The organism is Treponema succinifaciens DSM 2489 (assembly GCF_000195275.1).
Classification (GTDB): Bacteria; Spirochaetota; Spirochaetia; order Treponematales; family Treponemataceae; genus Treponema_D; species Treponema_D succinifaciens.
Map to the genome: position 1 here is coordinate 123,874 of NC_015386.1, position 26,432 is coordinate 150,305.

A 26,432-nucleotide genomic window follows, 5' to 3' on the forward strand; every position below is an offset into this window, starting at 1 on the left:
CAGGGGAGCAATTTTTTGTTCCCTTGCCTTGCAATTCTATCTTTTCAAAATTACTCCGAAGTTCTTCTCGTAATTCTTTGAAACCTTGTATTTCCCTTCATAGTATTTCCGTACATGTGCGTTCATGCACTTAACAGGCTGGTTGGAATAGCTGAATATATTAAAGAGTCTTAGTAATTCTGACTGAGGGAAGCGTTTAAGCCCACACGGATTTAAGTCATACAAACGAAGCAGGAAGTAAACCAAGTCTTTATCCCTATGTTTGTCCGTACTGTGATATTTTGGAATCCAAGGATTATTTCCAGACTTTGCTTCCATTATCATGTCCGAATAATTTTTCAACAAAACCTCTGTCAATTTTTCAAAAACAACAGGTGATTTTACAAATGTCTGTATCCTGTCAAATCTTTCAGATGGATGCTTTTTCAGATACATATTTATAAAATCACAAATACAAAATTCGTTGGTAATTCCATGAGATTCGAAGAGAAGTTTTTCGGATTGTTCATATATATCTCCAAAAATTGTTTTCAATTCGTTCAGAAATGAACTCTGCTTGCGTATAATGTAATCCAGAGAAAATCCTTCATATTGCGGGCACTCCATTTTATAAAGCCCGCTGTTCTGAAATCCAAACTACTTGTATAAACTCATAGGCATCACAAAAATAGTCCTTCCCATCGGGTTATTCAGGAAAGATTCTGGTGTGACATAAAACGAAAATTGGTTTAAGAGACCTTTTACAAAAAAGGTCAGGACTTGCATAAGGCGTTCTTCTATTCTACGAAAATCAGTGTAAAGAAGACTTAAATCATTAATATATCCACTACATGGGATTTCACTTGCCCGAAAAAGAGTAACCGCTGGAAAGATAGAATTTATATCAGGAACAGCCTCATCCGGAATGTAACGGACAGCAACAGAAAGTCTGAGGAATTCTTTTACCTCATAAATAATTTTATCAATTCTAATATTGTTTTTGTCATACTCCAAATCCGAAGCTGTACAAAGCACATCTGAGAAAAGCGACATAAGTCCATGTATCATATGTTTTGATCTCTCAAATTCACGCATTGCTTCAGAGACATGCTGTTCACTCGTCAGTGAAAGCATTGATGATTTCTTAACCTGAACAAATCCTGTCAAAACAGAGTCGATTACAGAAAGCACTTTTAACAAATATTCACTTACAGACCGAATTTCCGAAAACTTATATGTAATAAATGTAGTCGTAGAAAATGTAGATTTTACATCAAGAAAGCTATAGCAGGGCAAAGTGCCAGACATATCACGAAGCGATTTATTATAAAGTTCCGCACTGTTGAAAGTTTCCTGTTCTAAATGAAATTCGTTTTTTCTCTGTTCCTCTGACTTCTTTTCAAGAAATGAAATGTCAAAATCGATATCCTTAAAGCTATTAATTTTTGATGTATAACCCTGTGCAAGTATTTTTACAGAATTTCCAACAACCATCTTTGTCCTAACCTATATGAATCAATAAAAGTGTGAAAGGTAATAGTAATTTAAATTAAATATCTAGTCAATAAATATACTTTTTTTAGTATTTCTTATAACTTTATTGATTATTTTTTCCCCACTATATATAATACAATCCGGTAGCTTGAATGGAAGGTGCAGAATTTTGGACAAAGGTTAAAAAGCGACTCAAAGAACTGGATAAAAAGCAGGACTGGCTTGCTTCTAATTCCGGGCTACTTGTGCAAACTCTCCGAAATAATATCCATAACGACAGACTTCCTTCATTAAAAGACACACTTTCTATCTTAAAAACATTAAATCTTACATGGGAAGAATTCGAGCATTATCCAAATCTAACTTCAAAAGACGGAATCCGGAATATCCCGGTTGGCGAACAATATTTCTCAGCAGGTCACGGGCAGCATGTTCCTGATAATTATGTAGAAACAAAAGATTATGTTGCAGTCCCAAATTCATTAAAATACCTTGGCGATAATATCCGAGCAGCATATGTCCGTGGCGACTCAATGGAACCAACATTTTTTGACAGCGACATAATCATCTACGACACCAATGGTTATGACGGAAATGAGGGCATCTACGCAATCATCTACAACAGCAAAGGATTTGTAAAACGGCTCCAGCCAACCAAAAACGGCGTAAACATAATCAGTGACAATAAGATTTATGAACCAATGTTTGAAAGTTCAGAAAGTGATGATTTTATCGTAATCGGACGCGTAAGATATTCGGTCCACAAAGTCTAGACTTTACTTCCTATAATAAGGATTCTGTCTACCTAATTCTATATATTATAAAATTTAAGTATACCCTAATCTGGAAAACTATTGCAAGCTATTTTTCCCCGTATTCAAATAACAAATTGCATTATTTTGGCTTTCTCAATTTATTATTGCGTAAAGCATATTTTCAGAATCTAAAATAAATAATTATTTCTTTATTTCTCAATGATAGTAATTGTACAAGTAGGTGATGAATAAAATGTATAAGGAACTAATTAAAAAACTTGAAACAAAATATTTTTTTTATCGTGAACCAACAGATAATGAAATATACAACTTTCTAGGTAAATTAAAGACGATTAAGTCTCATTTCGGTTATATATCAGATAATATGGTCGATGAATGTGTTGAAAAATATCTACCATATGCAAGTCTAAATCTAAATGAGGCTGAACACATGAATTATGAACGTCTTTTAATTGCCGAATTATCAGAGATTATCGATGGACTTTAATGAAGCTAGAACTAAATATCAATCTAGAATGAACGTTTTAATTGAACAAAGTCGTTCAAAAAAGATTGAAAAAAACATATTATTTACTGAATTAGTACGTATAGGCGATATATTCTGTACTGATATTGAATCTATCATATGCGAAAAAATATCCTCAATTTTATCTCCAGCAGAGAAAAATGATCTTTTAGAAACGATTGAGGAAACATTTAAGACTGTAATAAAGCACTATAAAATTTTGAAGAAACTTTCTCAAAAAATTAATTATGAGTCCCCAAATACTGTTATTATTTTTTTACAGAATGTTTATAAATCCAATGCAGAAAAAAATAGTATCAAGGAGTATAAGAAAAAATTTGCGGATGAAGGCTTATCTGTAAAGGGGTTTGAAACCAGGAGGAAATCTAAAATGAAAACGACAAAGTGTAATGTCCCTGGAATAATAATAACAGCAATTGTAACTTTGTTGATAATTGCAGCTCTCGTTATTTACAATAATATTGGTAAAAATATATCCATTAATATTCCTATGCTTATTACTGCAGTTATTGCATTAGGTATTTGTATTATTTTCTGCTTTATAAAATTTGTTCAAGACTCTTCTTCTTATCTTATTTTCAGGATATTAGCATCATTAGCTCCAAGTGTATTACTTGTTTCATTAATAAATGTAACAGTAAGAATAAGCCTTACATTCAGAATTTTAACTTTAGATGCAATCGGAGTTGTTGCCTTAACGGTTTTCTTTTATTTAGTTAAGCCTGCAAAACCACAGGAATATAAAACTGCATCAGAGTTAAAACAAGATAACTAGCAATAAAATTATGATTTTTTCTGCCTGCTTCTTTCTAGTATATAGAATTAGGCAGGATATACATTCTGCACTATCAAACTTAAAAATCATCTATGCATAAGCATAAGTTTTTATTTCTTCTAACTGAGGAGCAAGCTCTAATTTTGCATTTCTTATATCTATATCATCCTGTAAAGCCATAAAATAACCATCAGAAACGCCAAAAAATTTAGCAAGGCGCAAAGAGGTGTCTACTGTAATTTTTCTACGATTGTGCAGAATATCCTGTATACGAGATGTAGGAACATTAATTTCCTGTGCCACCCTATATGCAGAAAGCCCAAGTGGAATAAAGAATTCTTCATTTAAAATTTCACCCATTGTAGGTGTTTCGATATAATCTGCCATAGTTTGCTCCTAGTGGTAATCCACAATTTCTACATCGTAAAAATGTCCGTCTTTTTCTGTAAAACAGACACGCCACTGATCATTTATACGGATAGAATGCTGCCCTTTCCTGTCTCCCACAAGTTGTTCCAAATGATTATTCGGAGGCACCCTTAAATCTTCAAGACACTTCGCATTATCTATCAACATGAGCTTTCGCAAGGCAACTTTCTGAATTGTATTCGGAAGGCGTCTTGAAAACTCCTGCTTATATATAAGCTCAGTTTCTTTGTCCGCAAAACTTTTAATCATACATTTATTATAACCGTTATGCGTGTATATGTCAAACAGTTATTTTTTCTATTTCCTTTTAGAACTTGCCGATTTAAGCCTGTGGTTAATTCAGGCGAACTCTAATATTCCTTCATAAGCATATTCAAAACAAGCTGCGTTTTTTTAGCATTTTTAATAATTTCAACTGCGCTATTTTTGATTTATATCTGAACTATTGATTTTTGAAAGATTTGAAAAGGAAAGAAGTCACTAATCGTAATTCTGCTGACCTCTTTTTGATTTGAATTACAGGAACAAAGCTCCAAGCGGACTAGCCATCGCTAATATTCCAAGAACTAGCAGCACCCACCAGTACCTGGCAAGCAAGCATAATACAGGAATTGCAACAATCGCTGAAATTATTGTAACAATCATAAGCTACGACCTTTCAAGCTGGATTGCCTGGTACATTTCAGTCCGAACATCCTGTTTTGTAGTCTTGAAGATGCTGTCAAAGTAATCAAAGTATGTATATCTGTGCCATTTGCCGAAATCGTCCACATATCCGTCATCTACATTCGGTGCATAGAACGAAACTCCACCAATTCTGGTTGCTTCGTACATACTGCTGTAGCCCGGCTGTGCAAAAAGTTTCCGTGCAAAGATAAATCCAATTGTCAGCTCAGGATTTTTCACAGAAGTCGCATAACCCTGGATTCCAAGAACCTTGTCCGTTCCATCCAAAGTCACGGTTCTGTCTGATCCTAAATTGAGAGCAAGACCGTAGTACATCAGATTATTGAACTTGAAAGCATAAATCTCACCGTCAATCGAAATGTACTGCTCATCAAGGAATATTACCTCATGATGTCTGTTCATCTTATCCACTGTGCTAAACTTTCTGAGATATGAACCGTCACTGATTTCCGTTTCCGCTCTACTCTGCACTGTTTCAAGAGATTCTGTTACCGGAACTGTGTAATCTCTGCCAAAAATTCCTTTCGCTGTTGCACAGGAAGTCAGCGAAACCAGCACCATCACAAAAGCTGCCGCAAATGATTTTTTCATACGCCACACTCTCCTTCCCTAAAAATCCATTTCAAGATTTGAAAGACAAGATTCAATGTTGTCTCTTGTAATTTCCCATCCTTGTTCCTGGCATTTAGTCACCGCCCAAACACCTGCTTCCATCGCACTCATTGATTTAAGAACACCGGGAAAGTCCGTAATGCTCAGAGGCATTACCGTTGTAGCATTTTTCACGAGAGTCGGCGTATCATCGTCAAAAATGAAGTTTTCATCTTTCATTCCGCCCAGCTCTTCTATCCGTATCTTCGATTTTACAAACGCGAGATTCGGATAATCCTTCTTGAATTCGTCTATTGTCATAGGCACTCCTTACCCTGTTCGGGATTTTTATGTGTTTATGCCTATAATATAATGTCGGTTTTTGAATAAGTCAATGAAATATTCAAGATAATTTAGAAAGACACTTTTTCATTTATTTTGACTTTTCTTCTGGAGTTTTTTTCTCATATTTATTTATCTGAGTTTTGGGAAGGTGCAATTTATCGACTATGAATTTACTGACGGTCTTGTTTTCCTCGGATGCAAAAAGCCGTAACATATCTGCCTGTTCTTTCGTAAGAGTAATTGTAATTGTGGTTGAATTTCTGCCAGTAACTTTTCGTCCGGCCCCTTTTCTGGCTCCACCCCAGTTATGATCATTCATATTTATATAATACCTCAAAAATCTTGATTTGACCAACGATATATTCGAGACATTGAATTCAAAAAACAATTGACTTTCGACTAATTTGGAGTTAAACTCCAAATTAGTCGAAATACTTAAAGGGGGCTATATGTATATCAATCGTCATATACTGCCATATCTGAGCAGAATGAAAAATCAATTCCGAGTACTTCTGATTACCGGTTCTCGTCAGGTTGGAAAATCAACCTTACTGAAAGAAAAACTACTCCCCGAATATGAATATGTAACCCTTGACGATTTAACGGAGCTATCTCTCGCTCAAAATGACCCCGCGCTATTTTTTAAGAACCATCCTCTTCCTGTCATTGTTGATGAAGTACAGCGTACCCCTGATTTGTTCCTCCAGATAAAGCTCCTTGCTGACAATTCAAAAGAAAAAGGACAAATTATTCTTACAGGTTCACAAAGTTACAAGTTGTTGAGCAAAGCTGCAGATTCTTTGGCTGGCCGAGTCTGCATCATCAATATGGCAGCTCTTTCTCTTCGAGAAAAATTCAACATTGACTTTAATACTGAATTTCTCCCAACAACAGACTATATAGAAATGCGAAAGAAATCAGTAATACCATACGAAAACCTGTGGAATCATATCTGGCGGGGAAGTATGCCTGAACTAGCAGATGAATCTATCGAATGGGAACCATTTTATCGGTCTTATATCCGAACTTATCTTGACCGGGATGTGGCTGACATTATTACCGCAAAAAATCTCGTTAAATTCCACAACTTCATGCAATGCATAGCCGCTCGTGTCGGGGAACTGTTTAATGCGGATAGTCTTGCCCGTGATGTTGGTGTCACAAGTAAAACTATTGCAGAATGGACAAGCATACTGGAATCTTCCGGCGTAATCAGACTTTTACAACCTTATGAAAAGAATGTTTCAAATAGGGCAGTAAAGACTCCAAAGATATATTTCATGGACACAGGCTTAGTTTGCTTCCTTGTAGGATGGACCTCTGCACAAGTCGCAATGAACGGAGCTATGGCTGGCGGGCTTTTTGAAAACTTCGTTGTCAGCGAAATAATCAAATCATACTACAATGCCGGGCATGAAACAGAAAAAATTTATTTTTACCGCGACAAGGACAAAAGAGAAATAGATTTAGTCATTGAAAAAGATAATACCCTTTACCCTATTGAAATAAAAAAATCGGCTCGTCCAGGAATTGAAATGGCAAAGCATTTTCCAGTACTCTCAAAAATTGCTGGCACTTCTGTAGGTCAAGGCTGTATTATATGTCAGTGTGATAAACCAATGTATTTAAGCGATGATGTAGTTTCCCTACCGATTGAATACATCTAATTCTTTCCGACTATTTTGGAGTCAGGCTCCAAAATAGTTGTTTTTTTCTCTTAGTTCTAAGATAAATTATGTACTAATTGAAATATTTTTCAAAATCTCATATACTCCTTTCATAAACAAAAATCTTGCCTGCCCAGGTAAGGATTTGTTTTGAAAGAAAAGGAAGAATTTTCTAGACTTGACCCGGACAGCTCGTACATATTCAGATGGCTTGCGCTGCTCAACTGGGTTGTTCCAATCTGCCTTGTAATCACAGGGCTTATAATCACGACACAGAAATTTGCACCTCTCATGAACTACGACCCGCGCGTAGTCGGAAATCCTGCCTTCATCTTCAAAAACGGATACAGGCTCTACAATCCGCTCGTGTTCCTCATCGGAATGATGAAGTTCGCGTTCAATGACGCATATTCGTACTATTTTTTTCAGGCGATTCCTGCGACCTTCATCTGCCTTTCGCTTGCGGCACTGACTTTCGTAATCACAAGCATCCTCTTAAGTTGCCATCAGAAAAACCAGCACATTCACGGAACAGCCCGCTATGCGACACGAAAGGACTTGAAGAACTACGGAATGCTCCAGCGTCATGGTGTTGTCTGCGGGGAACTTGCAGAAGCTAAGATTCCGTACAAGATTGATGTCGAGAAGGCATCCCTCACCCTACACTGCAAAAAGCCGGCACCTCTTATCTGTCATTCAGGAAGAACAAACACGCTGATGATTGCTCCTACAAGAAGCGGAAAAGGCGTTTCAACCGTAATTCCGACCTGCCTGAACTACGGCGTTCCGTACAAGGCTTATGACAAGAAATCCCACAAGAAAGTCATAAAAGGCCGAGGTTCAATGGTTATATTTGATCCAAAAGGAGAGAACTGGGCTGCGACTGCGGGCTACCGCTCAAAGTTCAGCAAGGTAATTCCGTTTCGTCCTCTCGACCCGAACGACAATACAGCCCATTACAACCCGATTTGGGAAATCCCCGATTCACCGAGCGAGGCTTTCGGCTGGGCGGATACTATCGGAGAAATTTTCTTCGGAGTCGTGCTTCATGTCCGTTTCTGTAAATCAATTCCGTGGAAAGAAAAGAACCTTGCGACAGTCCTTCACATTTTCTCAAGCGCAACAAACGATGATGAGAAAAAAGTCTCTTCCCCAAATGCAAATCCGCAGAATCAAAACGAAGAGAACGGCGGACCAGGAGCCAAGATGCTCGAAGAACTTATCAAATCTGACCACGGAAACGAAAAGATTCACCAGCTGATTGTTGAAGCTGCAAAGCGAAGCAAGATTCAGACTCCGAAGGAGCGGGCTTCCACCTACTCTACCGTATTCAGCAAAATCTCGCTTTTTCAGGATCCGCTTCTTGCTCAGGCAACAGCCTATTCAGATTTCAGCGTAGATGATTTCATCAACTCAAAGAACGGAATCAGCCTGTACCTCATCGTGCCTTACAACCACATAAAGCGAATCAGCCCTGTCTTCAGAATGATTATCACATTCATGATCAAAAAGTTCAGTGCGGGCGAGACAAACGCAAACGAAGTAAAGCTCAAGATTCCTTGCCTCTTCCTTCTCGACGAATTCCCCGTCCTAGGATTTTTTCCTGACATCGCGTTAAATGCTGGAATTTTGGCAGGTTATGGGGTCACTTTCTTTATTGTCTGTCAGGCACTCAATCAGATTGTCGATGTATACAGCAAAAACCATCCATTCCTCGACCACTGTAAGACAATCATCCTCTACGCACCAGGCTCAATCAAAGACGCACGGACTTTCTCTGAATCAATCGGAAACCGCTCCGTCCTTCTGGATAACATCAGCGCAAGCGGCACAAAATTTCAGGCAGGATTCTCAAGCTACTCCCGCTCAAGCCAGGAGACAAGCACAACACTCATAAATCCTGACGAGCTTATGAAACTGGAGTTCAGCAGGGCAATCATAATGAATCAGGGAATGCCGCCATACAAGGGAAAGAAGGTCGTTTACTACGAAGACCCTCGCTTCAAAAACAAGGCTTTCCTCGAAATCCCAAACATGGACTGGATTCGCTGTCAGATGAAGTCTCTTCCGAGCAACAAAATCAAGCACAAAGACGAAAGCCCGATTGCAAAGACAATCAAAGAAGTCGAGAGCGTTAGCATATCGCGACTTGTCCCGGCAAATTACGACCCGTTCGGAACAGAAACAGCATAAGGAAAACAAATGGGAAAAGACGAACTTGCAAAACACGACCATACGAAAAATGTCCGCTTCACTCCAAGGCTTGTGGAGCTTATCGAAAAGAAGGCTACGGAAAAGAACACTACATTTTCTGAAATCGTCCGCATTGCCTGTATGGACTATTTGAACAACGAAATCTCGGACGCACAGCTTATCTACGCTTCGCTGAACGACAGCAAGCAGAAGCTGCGTTTCCTTGAAAATAAGACGGAGCTTCTTGCGATTTTCATCATGGAAATGGCAAGAAGAATGATTAAGACGATTCCGAACCGTCAGAGCGTGAGCGATGAAGTCGCTGAACTTGAATTCCAGAAATTCTTAGACGACAGCACACTCTCGCTCAAAAAGCAGCACGGCGGATTACTGGAAGCGATGGTTTTGGACATATACCAGAAGTCCGGGGAGGAAAACTAATGGCTTCGATTGACGGGTTCCAACAGCAGGTTAAACAAGACAAATGGATACGCAACCTGGAAGATGATATGAATCTGGTCATCCCCTTCATCGAAGACAAAAGAGTAACAGATATTGCCATTGGAATTGGCGGTGAACTCATCGTTGAGAGCATGGGCATCGGAAAGCAATTTACTGGCATTTTCTTTGATGATGCCACGACAACCAGAATCATCTATGCCTCAGCAGCCGTACTGGGAGTTACCATTGACCCGAACAACCCGATTGTTGAGGGTGTTCTTCCGAACTGGAAGATCCGAATTGAAGGAATTCTTCCGCCACGGGCAACTGAAAACCCGATGTTCTTTATCCGTCGCCCACCTGCAGAAGTCTTTCCGCTCGAAAGCTATGTAGAAAGAGGCCGGATGACACAGGAACAGTTTGACCTTCTGGTAGAACATATCCAGAAACGGAGCAACATCATCATCGGAGGGGAAACAGGATCAGGTAAAACGACTTTGCTGAACGCAATCATAGACAAAATGCGTGAGTTCACCCCTAACGACCGCTTCTACATCGTAGAAGACGCAGGAGAAATCCAGTGCAAAGCCCGCGACAGAGTTCCAATCTGGGCGGCAGGAAAAGACACGCTCAAAGCGGTAGGAATTGCACTTCGCTGTAATGTCTCAAGAATCATTTTCGGAGAACTTCGCTACGGAGATGTAACGAATGAAGTTCTAAAAGCATGGAACACAGGACATACAGGAAACGCAAGCACAATCCACGCCGACAGCTGCCTTTCAATGATTAAGCGAATAGAAGACCTGCTTCGCGAGGTGATTCCGGGGGAGCTTCCCGATGTCTCGCAAAGCGTTCAGCTTCTGGTTCACATGAAGCCCACGGAAAACGGGCCTGTGCTGGATGAAATCCTGGAAACAAAAAACTTGAGATAGCGGAGTGAGAGCAACACGCTCCGCAAAACAACACGAGGAGTACAACTTAGTATGAAAAACAATCTTTCTAAAACCGTAAAATCGGCTCTTACATCAAAACATTTTATTGCCTGTGCGCTCATCTTTGCAGCGTGCATCGTACCGACTTTTGCCGCAGGTTCCGGAGAGTCAATCGCAGAACTCGACACCTGGGCAGACAAAATTCTTGAGCTTTTCCAGTCAAGCTGGGTAAAGGCAATTCTACTCGTTGCCCTTATCGTTGAGGCAATCGGTATGGTTCTTGCAGGTCAGCAGGGTGGCGGCGGTCAGATGATTAAGAAATTCGCTCCGTGGATTATCGGAACAATTATCCTTCTTTCAGCCTCAAGCATCTGCTCAGGGCAAACGCATGTAAAAATTTTTTGTTTAAATCTCTAAACTACTATTTAAAAAATGCACAAAATGGTAAAATTCCCCTTGGGTGGAATTATGCTTTTAAGAGAAAGTCTGGAAGAAATAGACGATTTTAGAGTAAAAAGGTGCAGGAAGTTTGAACTGGCTGATATTTTCCTGCTGGTTTTGTTCGGGCTGCTAAGCGGCATCAAGGACATTGAGCACATAGCTGAATGGGCGGAGGAAGCGGAAGAGTCCATCAAGGGGCTGGTGAAGTTTGAGTTCGGTCCGCCAAGTGCCGACACAATTCTCCGGGTTTTCAGAAATGTGAACGCAGATAAAATCGAGAAAGTTTTTATAAAGTGGGCTCATGGAATTTACGAGAAAGTAAAAATTGAACCGGACAGAACAATTGTTGCCATCGACGGAAAGACGATGTGCGGCTCAAACAAGGTCACGGGAGCAAAGGGAATTCACATTGTAAGTGCATGGGCAGATGAACTGTCCCTCATTCTTGGGCAGGTAAAGACAGATGAAAAGTACAAATGAAATCACTGCAATTCCTGAGCTTCTGGAACTGATTGATATAAGGGGAATGATAATCACAATCGATGCAATGGGCTGCCAGAAAAAAATCTGCGAGAAAATTAAGGAAAAAAAAGCAGACTATGTTCTTTCTTTGAAAGGAAATCAAAGCACGACACACGAAGCCGTAAAAGACTTTTTCTCTATGGATGAAAAGGAGCTTGCAAAATACGGAGTTATAAAAAGCGAAAAGGAATGTAATCCTGACCATGGACGAATTGAAAACAGGCAGTATTACCTGTGCACGAACCTGTCGTGGCTGGAGAATAAAGATGAGTGGCCGGGACTTAAGGCTGTTGCCATGGCACGGGAAGAACGGACTGTAAATGGAAAAACTTCCACAGACATCAGGTTTTTTCTAACTTCACTTGATAACATTGAACTTGTGAAAAAATCAATTCGCCTACACTGGGGAATTGAAAACCGCCTTCACTGGTGTCTTGATATGACTTTCAATGAGGACTACAAAAGGCACCGAAAGGATCATAGTCCGGAAAACATGACAGTTATGCGCCGTCTTGCATTAAATATCTTACGCCAAGCAGAAAAACCGGAGAATAAAAAACAGGACAGTTTAAGCAAGCGCACGATCTGGTTTCGGGAAAACCGCCAGTTCCGCCAAACGGTTTTAAGGCTCCTTTAAAATTTCACACTTTCTGTAATTTTATCAGAAAGTGTTTTTACATGCGTTTGCCCTGAGCATCTGCTCTTACTTCCTTGACGGACTTTCTTTTGAAATCGCAATGGCGGACACTCCGCATACAGAAGTGACTTCTGCTCTTTCGTCACAGGCTCTGCCCTCCCCTGCCTTATTACCAGTCGCAGCAGTTTGACACTAAGGAGTTGAATAACAATGGAAGAAATCTCCGTATTCGATTATTCAACTCCCGTCCACAAAGTATTGCTTGAGCCGAACCTGCTTCTTGGAATCGGGCTGACTCCGGCAATGCTCATCATGGTACTCACCATCGTACTTATGAACATCGTAAGCATATGGTGTGTAATTATCGGAATCTTTCTATATGTAATAGCCAGAATGGTCTGCAAGAATGACCCGTACGCACTCACCGTGCTTTTTGACAGGCTTCTGGCTCCTGATGTCTGGAGGGCAGATTGAAAATACCATCATTAGATTTACTCAAATTCAAAGAACCACAGAACCAACTCAAATATGTGCTTCCGTGGTCTTTTATCATCAGTCCCGGCATTTGCCTTCTTAAAAACGGAGCACTTATGACGACCTATCAGGTTGAATATCCTGATTTGGAAGCCTCGTCCGCCCCAGAGATTGCAAGCATGGCATCCCTTTTCAACAGGAGCGCAATGACACTTGCCCAGAACGAAGGCTGGGCTTTGTTCTTCGATGTGAAGAGGTACAAGACAAAAGACTATCCTGCAGGAGACTTCTCAAACCTTGCGGGCTGGCTCATCGACCAGAGACGGGCGGAAAACTATCACAAGTTCGGGGAGCACTTCACAACCGAATATTACATCACTTTCGTCTATCAGCTTCCGAGCGACATTGATTCAAAAACCACAGGCTTTTTCTTCAAGAATAAGACAAAGAATCAAAAAGTCATAAACAAGGTTGTAAAAGGTAACAATTTTCCTAAGATGCAGAAGGAAGCGGAGGATTTTCTTGATGAATGTGAGAAAGTCATGGGAACGCTTGCGGTAAAGCTGTGGATTCACCGTCTCACCGACTCGGAACTTTTCTCTTACATCAAAAGCACTGTTTCTCTGAACAGACAGAACCTTGTTTATCCCGAAGATACATTCTTCTTTCTTGATAACTATCTCTGCGACATGGATGTTCAGAACTCACAGCCTCTCAAAATCGGGGATTACTATGCTCCTGTCATGGGAATCATGGATTTTCCGAACAAGACTTATCCCGCAATCTTTGACGCTCTGAACCGCACAATGCCAGAGTTCCGCTGGACCACAAGGTTCATTCCACTCTCAAAGGAAAAATCCACGAAGGAAGCGGAGAAATATCAGAACCGTTTTTACTCTGCACGGAAGTCAGGAATGACGCTCTTCACCGAAATGGCGATGAATGTCGAAATTGACAAGGAGAACAAGGGCGCACTTGAAATGGAAGCCCAGGCTTCTAACATTCAGGGCGACATCGCGCTGGGAGAATATGTCCTCGGCTATTACACATCAAACCTAATGGTTTGGGATAAGAAGTTTGAAAATGCAAAGCTGAAGGCACGGAAACTCCAGCAGGTTGTGCGCTCATGCGGATTCTCTGTAAAAGAAGAGACTTTCAACAATACTCAGGCATGGCTTGGAATGATGCCGGGAAATGTGTACGCCAACATACGCCGCCCACTCATCTCGACAAAGAATTTCTCGAATATTATTCCTCTCAGTTCCGCCTGGCAGGGGCTTCTTCACAATGACTTCACAGAAGAAACCTGCGGCTCTTCAATCCCGCTCTGCACCTGTTCAACAAGCTACGGAACTCCATTCTTTCTGAACCTTAATGTCCGTGATGTCGGCCACACTTTTGTCTTTGGTCCGACAGGAGCCGGAAAATCCACCCTGCTCGCTCTCCTCATGGCATCTGCAACAAAATACAAGGATGCGAACATCGTCTGTATCGACAAGCAGCTTTCAAGCCGTGCCATTATGGTCGGTGGCGGGGGAATCTACATTGAGCCTGGAAAAGATGAAGTCGCGTTTCAGCCGCTTTCAGAGCTTAAATCTCCCGATGAGTGTACGCCGTCTGAATACACGGAAAGCCTTATGTGGTGCCAGCAGTTCATCGAAGGATTGCTCGCTCAGCAGAATATCGGAATCACCCCAGAAATGAGCAAAGTGATTTCAGAGACACTGCGACTTATCTCACAGAAAGACAAAAGCCGCAGAACTCTTACGACTTTCCAGCAGTATGCGACTTATTCTGACCCAGAAAACGGTTCGAACACAATCAGAATCGGACTTGATCCATATTGTTCTGGCGGTCAGTTCGGATCGATTTTTGACGCAGAGGAAACAACTCTTCCGCTCTCAAAGCTGATTACAATCGAAATGGGAAGTCTTATGCGTCTTTCAGAAAAAGCCGTTGCCCCTGCCCTCATGTACATCTTCCGCTATCTTGAAAAACTGTGGAACCTGCCGACTGGATCAAAACAACCTCTCACATTTCTTTTCCTTGACGAAGCGTGGCTTTACCTTCAGCACCCGATTTTCGCAGGCTTCCTTCAGGAATGGCTCAGAACGCTCAGAAAGAAAAAGGTCTTCTGCATTTTCGCAACACAGGAAGTCGCCGCTGCCGCAAAAAGCTCGCTCTCTGACACGATTGCTCAGCAGTGTCTTACAAAGATTTACCTTGCAGACGAATCTGCTACGACACCGGGACTTGTTGAGAGCTACCGTTATTTCGGTCTTACGGATTCTGAAATCCTTGCATTGTCAAACGCAACCATGAAACGCGATTACTATTTCAAAAATCCGAACGGATGCCGTATGTTCACGCTCGACCTTGACCCATTCCAGCTCGCACTTATTTCTCCTGACCATGAGATGCTCGACAGGATTGAAGCAGAGCATGGCCGGAACACTACAGAGCCACTTGCCTTTGAGATTCTTGAAGAGACAAGAAAGAAGTTTGCAGATTTGGGGAAAGACACAAAGCAGGTGAACTTCGAGAAATACAAGAAAATGCTTGCAGCCTGTTAATCAACAAACCAAGAGGAATACATCATGAGTTTAAAACAAAAAATCACTATCGCAATTATAAGCCTTGCTTTCGCCACACCAAATCTTTTTGCTTCCGGCTATTCGGTCTTCGATGTTTCGGGATGGCTTACCGCTCTCGACCAGCTTTATCAGCAGTACGATATGGTTATTAACTCAATCACGACAATAGAAAACCAGTACATGCAGATTCAGCACGCAGTTGAGCGAGCAAAATCCATTGACTGGGATAACATCAGATTTGACGGCGACTTCGACCTCAGAAACGACATCAAGGACGCAAACCGCCGTGTGAACAAACTTTTGAACCAGGCTCGTATCATAAAGAACACAATCACAACGCCATCGATTGATTGCGGATATGGACGCTATTCTCTCGCGGACCTTTGCGGGATGAACGGTTCCGATAACAACTTCTTTTCCGCAGTCGGAACGATGGAACGCTACATGAGCGATTCTATGAGCAGCACGATAAAGAACATTGAAAACGGGCTTACCGAAAAACAGAGAATTTCAATCTGGCGGAAATACGGAATTTCTCCGAAAAATTACCTTTTCGTTCAGCAGTCCGTAGCACAGGTAAAAAACGCAGCCTCTAAAGTTCTTGCTAAAGCAACCGATGAAGCCATCGAATTGAACCGTGAGGAGAAAGTCGCCAGAAGCAATGCCGTAATTGAAGCTGCATATTCACAGACAGACTCAGACGGAAATATGACCGATTCTGCCGCAAACGAGGCGAACTTGTATCTTTCACAGCAGACCGTGGACGGACTTCTTTCGATTGAAGAATCAGTGAACGACCTTGCAAGCCTTGAAGCAAGCCGCCTTATCGCTCAGGAAAACGAGAAACAGGCGGAGGCTGACCAGATGGCAGCAGAACAGCAGAGACAGGAATCCTTTGACAGCAAAGTTCCAGATTCTTTCAGAAAATAAGGGGGTGCTCGTGACACACACAGTAACAGGCTGGATTGATATTCCTGTCATTCAGGCAATCGAATATTTTTCCGGCGTTCTTTCAACTTTTTACAAATGGGGAAGCCACTACGCTCTCGCAATCGGAACAATCGGACTTTGCTGGGCAGCTTTCAAGCTGATTAACAGCCGATTTAGCGTCCGTGATTTCTGGTGGGACACATTTTATAAATGGCTTTTATTCATTCTATTCATGTCGATTTACCCGCTTGTCACAATGGGAATTTCTGCCGTAGGAAACCGAGTGGGCATTCAGGCAGGAAAAGGAAAGCAAGCAATTATCGACTCCCTCACTTCGATGAAACAAAGCATTGAGCAGGATTTGGCAGTGCAGGAAAAATGGGCAGATGAGCTTGAAGTTGAGCTGAACTCAAACTTTGAGAACTTCACATTTGAAACCAGCTTTGGAAACTCTGAGAACTACAATTCCTACATCGACTCTCTGACAGCCGAAATCGGAGCTGCGAAATTCAACTCAAAAAGCGAAAAGAAAAAAGCACTGGAACTTGTGAACGAATATCGAGAGAAAAACAAATTCCACAGTCTTTTCGGAGCAAGAACCTTACAGGCAATCAAAGACATTCTTGTTGAAAAACGGCCTGACGGAACAAACGGAGATGTACTTACAAGCTCTTATATTGACCTCGACATCTGGCTCAAAAACGCAGACGGAAGTGATTCCTACTATCTCTCCCCTTCCGCAATTTTGCGTGTCTCAATATTAGGGTGCCAGATTATGTGGGAGAAAAATCAGATTGCTTACGCCCTTGATCTTGATGAGATTGATGAAGAAAACATCAACTTCATGAAAAAGGGCTTCAATAAAATGACTGCGACAATAGCTCATGTTCCGACTATGATTATGACCATGCTCTGCTGCATTGTTCTCATAGCCTGCTGTATTTTCGCGCTCATTCAGTATGTCATGACAATTTTGGAACGGAATTATCCCCTAACACACTCTTAGTTATTAAAAAAAACAAGAAATATTACAAACGACAAAACTATATTTCTTGTTTTTTTATTATATGCTAAAATTCAAAATCTTTCCATATTAAATCAAAAAAATGTTCATCATAAAAATCAATGTAATTTTTTTTACACCTCATTAAATTTATCCTTTTAAGAGGCTTTCTGTATCATATTGACAAATAACTTATAAATGCTTAATATTATACAAAAAGCGAGAACATTTGTTCCCTTTGTTAATAAATATCAGATTGCCGTTTCCCAAAAGTATCTGATAATCCGTTTCAAAAGCCTTTCTTTCGCCAAAAAGAAAGGCTTTATCTTTATACTATACATTTCAAGGATTTAAATCAATATTGAATTATGCCGCAAATATCCCCTGCTTTAACAGTACATCAAATGAGCTTGTTCCGTTGTTCTGCCGGAAACAGAATTCGTTTACATATTCCTGCAAGTAGTCTACAGAAACGTGATGATAAATTCCGAGAATTCCACGCTTCAACAGTGCCCAGAACGATTCAATTCCGTTTGTATGAAGTCCGTTGCCGAGGCTGTAAATGCTTTCTAAATGATTTACGCTGATTCTGTAGTAGTTGTTTTTATTTGTGTTTTTATGGTTCATAAAATTGTAGCCTCTAAAATCATCGGTCAGAACCGTTGCGTCTTTCTTGCATACGCTGTCAAGAATATTGAAAAGCTGCTTTCCTGTAAGTTTCTTGCCTTCTTCGTTTGGAAGTGCTACCTTTGCGAATACGTGGCTTGAACTTCTTTCTTTTACACCTACAACAGGAGTTTTTTTAGTTCCACGTCCACGCTTTGAAGGCTCTGTTTCGCCGTTCATTTTTCTAGGTTTACCGCCGATATATGTTTCGTCAATTTCGACCATTGCTTCAAATGCTTTTGACATATCAGTGTTTCCCATTGCAGAGCGTATCTGCTTGAGCATTCTCCACGCTGTTTTATATGTTACGCCGATTTCACGCTGTAACTGCAAGCCGGAAATTCCTTTTTTAGAATTCAAAAATAAATGGATTGCATAGAACCATTTACGCAGGTCTGTTGATGACTTTTCAAAGATTGTGTTTTTGAATGGTGAGAATGTATTATTGCAGTTATGGCAGTTACAAAGTTTTAGATTGTCATTTCTGTGCTGAACACGAACTTTTGAACCGCAGTGAGGGCATATAAGAACATCGTTATATCTGATTTTGAGAAAGTATTTTATAACGGCTTTTTCAGTCGGAAACTTTATCATAAAATCAAAGAATGTCATATATGCCTCCTGCTTTTTAGTTTTTCAAAACAGAATCAATAATCAACCTGCTTACTGTTTTATTCTGTTCTTTTGCTTTTTGTTTTATTGCCATTTCCTCAGATTCAAGGCAGGAAATGACAATCCGTCCGTTTTTATATCCTGTATTATTTGTTGTGCTTCCTTTTTTTCTGCCTGCTCCGGCTCTTGTTCCGCCGTGCTGTGTTGTTTTTTCCATAAAATCACCTACATTATAAACCTTAACGCAATATCCAAAACTTGAAGAATTAAAATTGCTATCAGTATTTTTTCCATTCTGTTCATTATTGACACTCCTATATAATTTGATTATTTTTAAACCGTTCATAGATATTGGCGGTATCTATGAACGGTGGAAAACTAAGCAGACAGCTTAGAAACCAGGTCAAGTATGAACTTTAGAAGTTCTAGCAGAAAAACCAGCAAGGCGATTTTGTCTGCTCTTGACCACAGTTTTTTCTTTTTTCGTTTCACATTTCTATTACCTCCTGATGTTTATAATATAATACATCTTGATTATTATGTCAATAAAAATCAAATAAAAATGTAAAAAAAAATATGAAAATTTGTCGAATTTTATGTTATATTAAGAGTGTATGAGGGGATAATTCCGTTGTTTTTTATAAGAGTGTATAAAGGGATAATTCCGTTTTGGAATATACGATTGTTATGGGAATCGGAGCATTCTTCATTCCGTTCATTCTGTTTGATGGAACGAAGGATTTACCTAAAAAACTCGTCCCTGTTTTCACAGGATTCTTCATAAAGATGATTGTTATGACAATCTGCCTCTTCTTTGTGTTCTACCTTTTCATTCAGGAAACCGTAGACATCATGGCTGAGAACGGTGGAATGAACTGGGTATCTTTTTCTACAATCTGCTTCACAAGTCTGATTGCACTCGTCCTCACTCAGAATGCACCAAAAATCGCTATGACACTTCTGACAGGACAGCCCCAAGTTTCAATGGGCGAGTTTGTACAAGCGGTAGGTTCTGCCGTAGTAGGCGGAAAGCTCCTGGCAAAAGAAGCTTCGGCAACCGCACACGCAACAAAAGAAGGTGCAAGAAATATCGCACAGGGCTATGTCGATACTCGTGGGGGCTTTTCAAAAGTTCGTGCTGCAGGTAAAGCTGCAAGCCAGAGTACAAAAGAACTCGGCGGAACAGATTCCCAGGCACGAAGCGCTGCCGTAAAAGGAATGTTCGCAACCGTAGGCGGCGACTTGAAAGATAAGTTCAAAAATGCCGGAAACAATTTCCTTCACGGAGGCAATGGTGGAAAACGAGGAATGGCCAGTTCAGGCGGTGGCATGAGCGGAAATCAGGCTCATCAGCGTAGTGGACAGAACACTTCCCGCGAGCTTGGCAAAGACGATTCAAGGACACTCAACCAGACTTCAAATCCGCACTTCCAGAATGCGACAAAATTTGATTCTGCCACCCAGAGCAGCGTAAATATGACCCGAAAAGAGTTCTATGATGAAAAACGCCAGCAGGGTGCAAACATCGGAAATTCAACCGCCCTCAAAGTAATGGAAAAAGCCGAGAAAAAACAACAGCAGCAGAAAAAAGATTTTGCCCTCCCGGAAAACCTCACCGGCAATGAGCGAGAATACGAAGGGAAATAGTTCACTCTAAAAAAAATTAACCGAGTTTCCGGATTTCTTATTCGGTAATACTCGGTTAAACATTATGGGTCTAAAATCACCGAGGTCTACTCACGGGCATTTTTAACGGCATCCCCTGCCCTCGGTTCTGTTCCAGCACGGCGCATTGAAGAAACTGTCGTTTCGGAAACGTCCATTATAGCGGCAAGCTGGCGGTATGTTGTGCGACACTGTTTTCGTAAGATTTCAACTCTGTTCCAAAAATCCATCACTCGCATTATAGCACAGTTTGCCGTTTCTGTTTCAATCGGCTTCAGATGAACATCTGAATTACCTGCACAATCATTCCAGTAATGCACAGGGCAGACATCGCATAAATTACGGCATCCTTCCAGCTGAACTTTCTTTTCTGTTCCGGAATTTTACTGATAAGAGTGTTGTTCTGTTTCTCGCAGCTTTTGAGAAAGGCAATTATGCTTTTCTTGACCGAATCGAAATCCGAGTTCGCTGCATTAAGACTTTCCTTACAGCGTGTCTGTACGATTTTGTATTCGTTTTCAGAAGCCTTTGTCATGTCCTTTCTGAACTGCTCAAGAGTTTCTGTGAGTTTGGAATCTATATCCGCAAATTTCTTAATCTGCTTTACGATGTCCTGTACAAGAGCCATCTGCTTTTCCTGCACAGACTTTGATTCCGCTTCAAGCTGCCGCATTTTCTCGTCAAAAGCAGACTTGATTTCATCGAACTTCACGCCCATAAGCGCACGTTCTTCAACCAATGCCTTTTTGAGCATAAGGCATTCTTTCTCAATGCTCTTCGAACTGATTTGAGTCTCGATGTAGCGGGTATAAGAAACTTCCTTGTCGAGTTTATCAGTCAACTCCCGGGTCTTTAATCCGAAAGAATTATAGAAGCTGACCATATCCTCATACATCGCCCTTGTGTCTTCGCTGTCGGCGGTTCGTTCAAGAAGCTCATTCACGGAACGGCACAGACTGTCAATTTTTTCATCCACCGTTTCTTCCGGGCTTTCCATCGAAACGGTCTGAAAGGTGAATCCAGTTTCTTCTATATTTTTATCCTCATCAGAAGATTCCGAATCCGATTCATCTTCATGCACAAGCATCTCGACCTCATCGTTTTCAGACAAATCTTCTGCTACTCTTTCAGTTTCTGAGATTTCTGATTCCATCATGACTTCACCGCCTCGACCTGTTTTCCGTCAAGCCACCATTCTTCAACGCCGTCACGAACATCAATCACAGCAGGACCGTCCTCATAATGAAGAACTCCGTTTTTCCAATGCTCCACATGATTTCCGTCATGAGTCTCAAGAGCCGGAAGATTATTTCCTTCCTCGTCTTTCGTATCATTGAGATAGCCTTTCCTTGTCCTGATTGTAATTCCGTCAAGAATATAATCGCCTTCTGCGATATTCATATCCCTGTCGATAATACGCATATTCTGGTATCTTCTGAAACTCTGCATTACCGTCCTCCCCTACCCTATCAGTGAAGTTTTTTCCATACAGTAAGGATTGAACGAATCAACCGCTTCCAAAACCGTTTTTATTTCCTCTGATGAATTCCGCGCACTTATCAAAAAACGCTCGGAAAAGAGCTTTAAGAAGCTGCCCTCAGATTCCATCTCTATGATGTGAGAAAAAGCGTCAACATCCTCGGCTGTCACATTTATTGTCACAGGTATTTCTTTCATGCCGCAACCTCCCGCCTTTCGTTCTTTCCAACAAACTCAATGTAATCCGCAATCATATAAATCTTCGTTCTGAATTCATTGGAACTCGTAACATAGTTTTTCTGAACCATGCTTCCGAAAAGATTAACTTCCTTGCCATGAACAAGTTCCGGCATAAGAAGCGGCGCAATTTCACGCTTGAAATGAACCTGTAAAGTCAAAGGCTCGTCATTGAAAGCCCCTGGTTTTCCGTAATCTTTGACGACAAATGACACCAGAGGCACATCATCGCCATAAACATTGAACAATTCCGCATCCTTGCAGATTGTTCCGTGCAAAGTAATTCTGTTCACTTATACCCTCGCAAAAGTAATCTAGCCACACTCAAAGTGATCCAAAACATCACGATTCTGATTCCAGCCCTCTTCTTCCAGTTCCACGGGTCATAATGATTCCAGCGAAAACAACTGCAGAAGATTAAAATCAAAACCGTACCAACAAGTCCAAGCACTATCACAGAAACACATGTATAATGCCAGGAAAGATAACAAAGTATGCCTTTCATACGGACAGACACCTTCCAAAGCTCCCTCCGGAAAATTCGCCCAGCCTCATTCATAAAAGGCGAAGAAAATAATTTCAGAAAATCAGCACCTCCTGTTTTTATTGCTTATACAGAATTGTTATTTACCAACCACAATTCCATATTTTTTGTAGACACGATCAAACATATCTTTCTGCCTAATCCGTTCCGCAGGATTCATCAGCTTTCTGAAATCAAAACTTGAAATCACTTCGTTCACTTCACTCTCGAACTGAGATTTCTTCTCAGGCGAAAGCTCATAAATCTGCTTTGCCTGTAAGACTTTCAGGGAATCAGCTTTGTCCGCAAATGTAAAGTCACATTTTTTGCAGTTAAAAACCTTTAACTTGTTTTTTTCTCCGCAACACGGACATTCGACATAACTGTTAGATTCCTGATTCTCGTCTTTTTTGGGCTCATAGGTTCTCATGATAAAATCAGCTACGACATCCTCTGCGAACACAAGACTCCGGAAAAGAGCAGGAATACTCTCAGGATTTTTCGCCCTCGTCTTATCAGCAACAAACTGAATGAACTCCCCTGCCCTCCCGTCATCAAAACCTTTTGATTCAAAAAGCAGATTCAGCTTCTGCCGGAATTTCTTTGAATACGGATCGCAACCAAAAGTCTTTTGTAATTTTTGAGAAATAAAATTAAGGCGAGCCGCAAGCAAGCTATCAGCTTCTTCCCCTGCTGCATTTTTTAAATCATGTAAAGCTATATTATTGGGTCCAGATTCTGGACTGCTTTCGTCCAATTTCTGGACTATTTCAGTCTGAGTTTCGGACTCAAGTCCATTTTTTGGACTAACTGAACTGGACTTTATTTTCTTATTCCGCTCCGCATTTTCCTGATAAGACCTGCGGCTTCTTACCGTGTAATAAACCGGGTACAGTTTTCCATTCACAGACAAAATCTTTTTTACGATGAGCTTTCTTTCCACGAGTTTTTTCAAAGCGGAAAATACGGTAGAACGCCCGGAATTGCTCCAGACTTGCAGATATTCAACAGAACCTTTGAAGAAAGATTCCCCGTCCTGACAAAATCCATGAATGCAAGCCAGAATCGCAATTTCGCTCAGATTCAAGTCCAGCTTGTACATCCAGCGTTCAATGTGAATATAATTTGAGTCTGGAATGTTATCGGCATTCATATTTTTTCCCCTTCATTACGCTACTATTTTTCTCTTCATCAACTTTTCTAAAAATCGTGCTGTAACAGCCTTGGGCAAACGGACTGTTCCCAGGATACTCACGGCACTTCATATAAAAGCAGCACCCGAAACAACAGTCGCTGTCCTTTATCTGCCTGACCGCCACAACAAGAAATGAATTTTCTGCATTTTTCTCACGAAGAGTAAGCCTGTCGCCAGGCGTAAACACATACATTCCATGAAGCGTTTCCATTACGCGCTCCTTTCGGCATTGTCAGAATCCACAATGCCATGCTTCAGAAACATAATGTAGTCCATGCAGGTTTTCAGATTATCCGGGGTGATTTTTTCCTTAACACCGTTTGAGAACTTGAAATAAACAGTTTTCATATCCTCGCCCAGAAACAAATCAGGCAGATTCCCTCTTGCGTCAGTGCCAAGAAACATAATCATCTCTAGAAGTTCTTTACGCTCATACCCGGCCACTTGTCTTTCAATCAGAACCGCAAAATCGGAAAGCATATCCGAAACCTCTGACTTAAATCCCATTTTCATTTACCTCGCTCAACTTTTTTATTCTTTCTATGATTTCAGCTTCCGAAAGTCCTTCATTCGCCTTTTCAATCGCAATATGAATGATTTTCAGAAGCTCTGTTTCCGTATATTTGTAAGACTTCTCCTTTTTAGTCTCTTTTTCTGAAAGCACAGATTTCTTCACAGTCCGTTTTTCATTTTCCGTCCGCTCACCCTGCATTTTGTTGTATGCCTGATTCACAGAAAGCTCACCTTTCTCAACGGATTCAAGAAGATTATCATCCGCATTCTTTTCAAGGGAAATTGCTCTCTGTGCCGTCCTTTTTGAAACTCCAAGAGTCTCTGCTATCATCTGAGCTTTATCGCCCTCAAAGTTCCTCACTTCATCAGAACCAAGCATAATCGCGACATTCTTCATAAGCTCATCGCTGGTAAGGTTCCGCCTGTTCACCTGTAGCGAAAGCACATATTTATAGGCCGCATTAAAATCATCAAAATCTTCATGAACCGTCACAGGAATCCGGGTTATGCCCGCTTTTTTGCAAGCCGTAAACCGAGTGTAACCGTCAATCAGATACCAATGCTCGCCTCCGTCTTTGACAGCCGTATGCCAGATATGAAGCGGCTGAGAGTTGTCAAAGCCGTTTTTCCTCATGGAAGCCACTATCCGCTCCAGGACGCCTTCATCAATCTTGAAAAGCCTCTCAAAGAAATCGTGTTTTTCGATTTTTTCTGTAAGCATAGTTTTTGAGAACTGAAGGCCGCCGTCTGCCAGAGGCGCATTATCTCCTGCAGAAAGAAAATTCAGTGTTTTCATCAGAACGACTCCACGGACTGTTCTTTTCCGGTAATCATATCCACAAGAGAATTAACGGCTTTTACCATTCGACCAGCATTAGCGTTTCTGTCGTCAAGCCGGAGCTTTTCATCAAAATGAGTGTATTTGTTAAAAGAACCCGACTGCGGGATTTTTACAGACAAAATGTTCGCGAAATTCTTTCTGAACATCCGCTCAACCTGACTTTGCAGGTTGTTCTCCCATTTTTCATAATGCTCAATCCATCGGTTGAAGAGAATATATGTCTTTTTGATTTTTTCAGGATGCTCTTCCCGGATTTTTGTCATAAGGTAAAGTGTCATGTTGCAGTTGTATTCCGTAGCCTCCGCAGGACTGATGATTACATCAGCCGCATGAATCGCAGACTTCACAAGATTGTCAAAAGTCGGAGAGGTATCAATCACGATATAATCATATTCTTTGAACAAAGGCTGAATGACTTTCAGAAGATTGTGATAGTCCATACTTCTCATGTCATAAAGATTCAACGAGGACGGAATCACATCAACATTTTTGATTCTTGAATGAACGGTATTTTCAGAAGCGTTATTCTGAACAAGAGAAATCACAATATTTTTCCGTTCCCAAAGCTCCTGCACATTCGGAAGACCGATTGTGTAATAAATCATCACTTTGTTGTTCAGATCCATGTCGATTACAAGAACTTTGTAGCCGCGAGATTGTTCACCAGCAGAATCACCGTTGATGATTTTCCCACGCCACCCTTGATACTAGAAATCGTGATAACCAATTTGTTTTCTCCACTTCAAAAAAATACACAGGACGGAAAGACAGATGTTCGCAGAAAAGCCTGCCGGTACTGATGACCTGCCCAGATGAAAAATGCTGACCGACAGCCTTTTACAACCGCCGTTTCCGCCCTGTGCATATAAAAGGTTAGTAAGTAGAGAAAAAAGATAATATCCAGTTTTAAAAAACTTTTACCGAATTCAAAACCAAAAATACCGAAAATTTTGGGAAAATGCCGATTTATAAAATTTCACAAAAAAGCCCCAAAATCGCTTCAAAACGCCTCGGACATATAATTACTCAAAATTTTAAAACAGATGCGTCTACGGCAATCCTCGTGCGTGTTTTAATTGTTTAGAAAATATCTAATCTTTCTAAACAATAATATTAGAATGTTTAATATTTATCTAATCTATTATATAACAATATTGTTTAGAGTATTTCTAAAGTTTCTAAAATATTTTTTTAAAAACTTTAGAAAACTTAGAAAAAACATTTGCTTTTTTCTAAAAAATATGCTTAGATATATATAGATACAC

34 protein-coding genes are annotated in these 26,432 nt (G+C 40.7%); 15 read left to right on the forward strand and 19 right to left on the reverse strand.

Annotation, left to right across the window (positions count from 1 at the left end; translation table 11 throughout):
• Positions 1–36 precede the first annotated feature (36 nt).
• Both TRESU_RS13710 and TRESU_RS13715 read right to left on the reverse strand, forming a co-directional pair.
• Positions 37–606, reverse strand: coding sequence for a hypothetical protein (locus TRESU_RS13710; protein WP_013702785.1), 570 nt, complete (start codon positions 604–606; stop codon positions 37–39).
• Between the two features lie 30 nt (positions 607–636).
• Positions 637–1,473: a hypothetical protein gene (locus TRESU_RS13715; RefSeq protein WP_013702786.1), complete on the reverse strand. Its 837-nt coding sequence runs from the start codon at positions 1,471–1,473 to the stop codon at positions 637–639.
• 152 nt (positions 1,474–1,625) lie between these two features.
• Between TRESU_RS13715 and TRESU_RS13720 the strand changes: the two genes are divergently transcribed.
• The 3 genes from TRESU_RS13720 to TRESU_RS13730 all read left to right on the forward strand — a co-directional run bounded on the left by TRESU_RS13720 (position 1,626) and on the right by TRESU_RS13730 (position 3,550).
• Positions 1,626–2,246, forward strand: coding sequence for a S24 family peptidase (locus TRESU_RS13720; RefSeq protein WP_013702787.1), 621 nt, complete (start codon positions 1,626–1,628; stop codon positions 2,244–2,246).
• Positions 2,247–2,481: 235 nt separating this feature from the next.
• The gene (locus TRESU_RS13725; RefSeq protein ID WP_013702788.1) at positions 2,482–2,736 is read left to right on the forward strand and encodes a hypothetical protein; all 255 of its coding nucleotides are present in this window, start codon (positions 2,482–2,484) and stop codon (positions 2,734–2,736) included.
• Entirely contained in the window at positions 2,726–3,550 is an 825-nt protein-coding gene (locus tag TRESU_RS13730) for a hypothetical protein (protein WP_013702789.1), read from the forward strand. The genes TRESU_RS13725 and TRESU_RS13730 overlap by 11 nt, the downstream gene beginning before the upstream one ends.
• A 90-nt stretch (positions 3,551–3,640) precedes the next feature.
• Here the strand turns inward: TRESU_RS13730 and TRESU_RS13735 are convergent, their stop codons facing one another.
• The 5 genes from TRESU_RS13735 to TRESU_RS13755 all read right to left on the reverse strand — a co-directional run bounded on the left by TRESU_RS13735 (position 3,641) and on the right by TRESU_RS13755 (position 5,921).
• Positions 3,641–3,937 (reverse strand): HigA family addiction module antitoxin, encoded by a 297-nt coding sequence (locus TRESU_RS13735; RefSeq protein ID WP_013702790.1) that lies wholly within the window; start codon positions 3,935–3,937, stop codon positions 3,641–3,643.
• Positions 3,938–3,946: 9 nt separating this feature from the next.
• A complete protein-coding gene (locus TRESU_RS13740; protein WP_013702791.1) occupies positions 3,947–4,228 on the reverse strand; it encodes a type II toxin-antitoxin system RelE/ParE family toxin in 282 nt (93 codons plus the stop codon).
• Positions 4,229–4,627: 399 nt separating this feature from the next.
• Positions 4,628–5,257 (reverse strand): hypothetical protein, encoded by a 630-nt coding sequence (locus tag TRESU_RS13745; protein ID WP_013702792.1) that lies wholly within the window; start codon positions 5,255–5,257, stop codon positions 4,628–4,630.
• 18 nt (positions 5,258–5,275) lie between these two features.
• Entirely contained in the window at positions 5,276–5,578 is a 303-nt protein-coding gene (locus TRESU_RS13750) for a hypothetical protein (protein ID WP_013702793.1), read from the reverse strand.
• 112 nt (positions 5,579–5,690) lie between these two features.
• A complete protein-coding gene (locus TRESU_RS13755) occupies positions 5,691–5,921 on the reverse strand; it encodes a hypothetical protein (RefSeq protein WP_013702794.1) in 231 nt (76 codons plus the stop codon).
• A gap of 130 nt (positions 5,922–6,051) precedes the next feature.
• On the opposite strand from TRESU_RS13755, the gene TRESU_RS13760 reads away from it, so the two are divergent.
• The 11 genes from TRESU_RS13760 (at position 6,052) to TRESU_RS13805 (ending at position 17,439) form a co-directional block, all read left to right on the forward strand.
• Positions 6,052–7,269, forward strand: coding sequence for an ATP-binding protein (locus TRESU_RS13760; RefSeq protein WP_013702795.1), 1,218 nt, complete (start codon positions 6,052–6,054; stop codon positions 7,267–7,269).
• A gap of 150 nt (positions 7,270–7,419) precedes the next feature.
• Entirely contained in the window at positions 7,420–9,462 is a 2,043-nt protein-coding gene (locus TRESU_RS13765) for a type IV secretory system conjugative DNA transfer family protein (protein ID WP_013702796.1), read from the forward strand.
• A gap of 9 nt (positions 9,463–9,471) precedes the next feature.
• Positions 9,472–9,903: a hypothetical protein gene (locus tag TRESU_RS13770; RefSeq protein WP_013702797.1), complete on the forward strand. Its 432-nt coding sequence runs from the start codon at positions 9,472–9,474 to the stop codon at positions 9,901–9,903.
• Between the two features lie 68 nt (positions 9,904–9,971).
• Entirely contained in the window at positions 9,972–10,835 is an 864-nt protein-coding gene (locus TRESU_RS13775) for an ATPase, T2SS/T4P/T4SS family (RefSeq protein ID WP_245535743.1), read from the forward strand.
• A 51-nt stretch (positions 10,836–10,886) separates the two neighbouring features.
• The gene (locus tag TRESU_RS13780) at positions 10,887–11,252 is read left to right on the forward strand and encodes a TrbC/VirB2 family protein (RefSeq protein WP_013702799.1); all 366 of its coding nucleotides are present in this window, start codon (positions 10,887–10,889) and stop codon (positions 11,250–11,252) included.
• A 24-nt stretch (positions 11,253–11,276) separates the two neighbouring features.
• Positions 11,277–11,756, forward strand: coding sequence for an ISAs1 family transposase (locus TRESU_RS15845; RefSeq protein WP_281054717.1), 480 nt, complete (start codon positions 11,277–11,279; stop codon positions 11,754–11,756).
• Positions 11,740–12,435, forward strand: a complete 696-nt coding sequence (locus TRESU_RS15850; protein WP_052299645.1) for an ISAs1 family transposase — start codon at positions 11,740–11,742, stop codon at positions 12,433–12,435. The genes TRESU_RS15845 and TRESU_RS15850 overlap by 17 nt, the downstream gene beginning before the upstream one ends.
• A 210-nt stretch (positions 12,436–12,645) precedes the next feature.
• Positions 12,646–12,909, forward strand: a complete 264-nt coding sequence (locus TRESU_RS13790) for a VirB3 family type IV secretion system protein (protein ID WP_013702800.1) — start codon at positions 12,646–12,648, stop codon at positions 12,907–12,909.
• A complete protein-coding gene (locus TRESU_RS13795) occupies positions 12,906–15,482 on the forward strand; it encodes a VirB4 family type IV secretion/conjugal transfer ATPase (protein WP_013702801.1) in 2,577 nt (858 codons plus the stop codon). The genes TRESU_RS13790 and TRESU_RS13795 overlap by 4 nt, the downstream gene beginning before the upstream one ends.
• A gap of 24 nt (positions 15,483–15,506) precedes the next feature.
• Positions 15,507–16,433 carry a hypothetical protein gene (locus TRESU_RS13800; RefSeq protein WP_013702802.1) on the forward strand — a complete coding sequence of 309 codons (927 nt, stop codon included), beginning with the start codon at positions 15,507–15,509 and terminating at the stop codon, positions 16,431–16,433.
• 10 nt (positions 16,434–16,443) lie between these two features.
• A complete protein-coding gene (locus tag TRESU_RS13805) occupies positions 16,444–17,439 on the forward strand; it encodes a hypothetical protein (protein ID WP_148228351.1) in 996 nt (331 codons plus the stop codon).
• A gap of 363 nt (positions 17,440–17,802) precedes the next feature.
• Here the strand turns inward: TRESU_RS13805 and TRESU_RS13810 are convergent, their stop codons facing one another.
• Positions 17,803–18,714 carry an IS1595 family transposase gene (locus TRESU_RS13810; protein WP_013700533.1) on the reverse strand — a complete coding sequence of 304 codons (912 nt, stop codon included), beginning with the start codon at positions 18,712–18,714 and terminating at the stop codon, positions 17,803–17,805.
• Between the two features lie 16 nt (positions 18,715–18,730).
• Positions 18,731–19,060, reverse strand: a complete 330-nt coding sequence (locus TRESU_RS13815; RefSeq protein WP_013700534.1) for a hypothetical protein — start codon at positions 19,058–19,060, stop codon at positions 18,731–18,733.
• Between the two features lie 323 nt (positions 19,061–19,383).
• Between TRESU_RS13815 and TRESU_RS13820 the strand changes: the two genes are divergently transcribed.
• Positions 19,384–20,361, forward strand: coding sequence for a TrbL/VirB6 family protein (locus TRESU_RS13820; protein ID WP_013702804.1), 978 nt, complete (start codon positions 19,384–19,386; stop codon positions 20,359–20,361).
• An 86-nt stretch (positions 20,362–20,447) separates the two neighbouring features.
• Here TRESU_RS13820 and TRESU_RS15265 read toward each other — a convergent pair whose 3' ends face one another.
• The 10 genes from TRESU_RS15265 to TRESU_RS13870 form a co-directional block, all read right to left on the reverse strand.
• Positions 20,448–20,609, reverse strand: a complete 162-nt coding sequence (locus TRESU_RS15265) for a helix-turn-helix domain-containing protein (RefSeq protein WP_169309783.1) — start codon at positions 20,607–20,609, stop codon at positions 20,448–20,450.
• Between the two features lie 44 nt (positions 20,610–20,653).
• Positions 20,654–21,532 (reverse strand): hypothetical protein, encoded by an 879-nt coding sequence (locus tag TRESU_RS13825; RefSeq protein WP_169309784.1) that lies wholly within the window; start codon positions 21,530–21,532, stop codon positions 20,654–20,656.
• On the reverse strand, positions 21,532–21,828 hold the full coding sequence (locus TRESU_RS13830; RefSeq protein ID WP_013702806.1) for a hypothetical protein: 297 nt from the start codon (positions 21,826–21,828) through the stop codon (positions 21,532–21,534). Before TRESU_RS13830 ends, TRESU_RS13825 begins: the two co-directional genes overlap by 1 nt.
• Before the next feature lie 12 nt (positions 21,829–21,840).
• Positions 21,841–22,056 (reverse strand): hypothetical protein, encoded by a 216-nt coding sequence (locus TRESU_RS13835; protein WP_013702807.1) that lies wholly within the window; start codon positions 22,054–22,056, stop codon positions 21,841–21,843.
• Complete coding sequence (locus TRESU_RS13840; RefSeq protein WP_013702808.1) at positions 22,053–22,388, reverse strand: single-stranded DNA-binding protein; 336 nt, start codon at positions 22,386–22,388, stop codon at positions 22,053–22,055. The genes TRESU_RS13835 and TRESU_RS13840 overlap by 4 nt, the downstream gene beginning before the upstream one ends.
• Before the next feature lie 330 nt (positions 22,389–22,718).
• On the reverse strand, positions 22,719–23,771 hold the full coding sequence (locus tag TRESU_RS14510) for a hypothetical protein (protein ID WP_013702809.1): 1,053 nt from the start codon (positions 23,769–23,771) through the stop codon (positions 22,719–22,721).
• Entirely contained in the window at positions 23,758–24,024 is a 267-nt protein-coding gene (locus TRESU_RS13855; RefSeq protein ID WP_013702810.1) for a hypothetical protein, read from the reverse strand. Before TRESU_RS13855 ends, TRESU_RS14510 begins: the two co-directional genes overlap by 14 nt.
• Positions 24,024–24,320, reverse strand: coding sequence for a hypothetical protein (locus TRESU_RS13860; protein ID WP_013702811.1), 297 nt, complete (start codon positions 24,318–24,320; stop codon positions 24,024–24,026). The genes TRESU_RS13855 and TRESU_RS13860 overlap by 1 nt, the downstream gene beginning before the upstream one ends.
• Positions 24,310–25,122, reverse strand: coding sequence for a ParB/RepB/Spo0J family partition protein (locus TRESU_RS13865; protein ID WP_013702812.1), 813 nt, complete (start codon positions 25,120–25,122; stop codon positions 24,310–24,312). Before TRESU_RS13865 ends, TRESU_RS13860 begins: the two co-directional genes overlap by 11 nt.
• Entirely contained in the window at positions 25,122–25,853 is a 732-nt protein-coding gene (locus TRESU_RS13870; protein ID WP_342612610.1) for a ParA family protein, read from the reverse strand. The genes TRESU_RS13865 and TRESU_RS13870 overlap by 1 nt, the downstream gene beginning before the upstream one ends.
• Between the last annotated feature and the right edge of the window lie 579 nt (positions 25,854–26,432).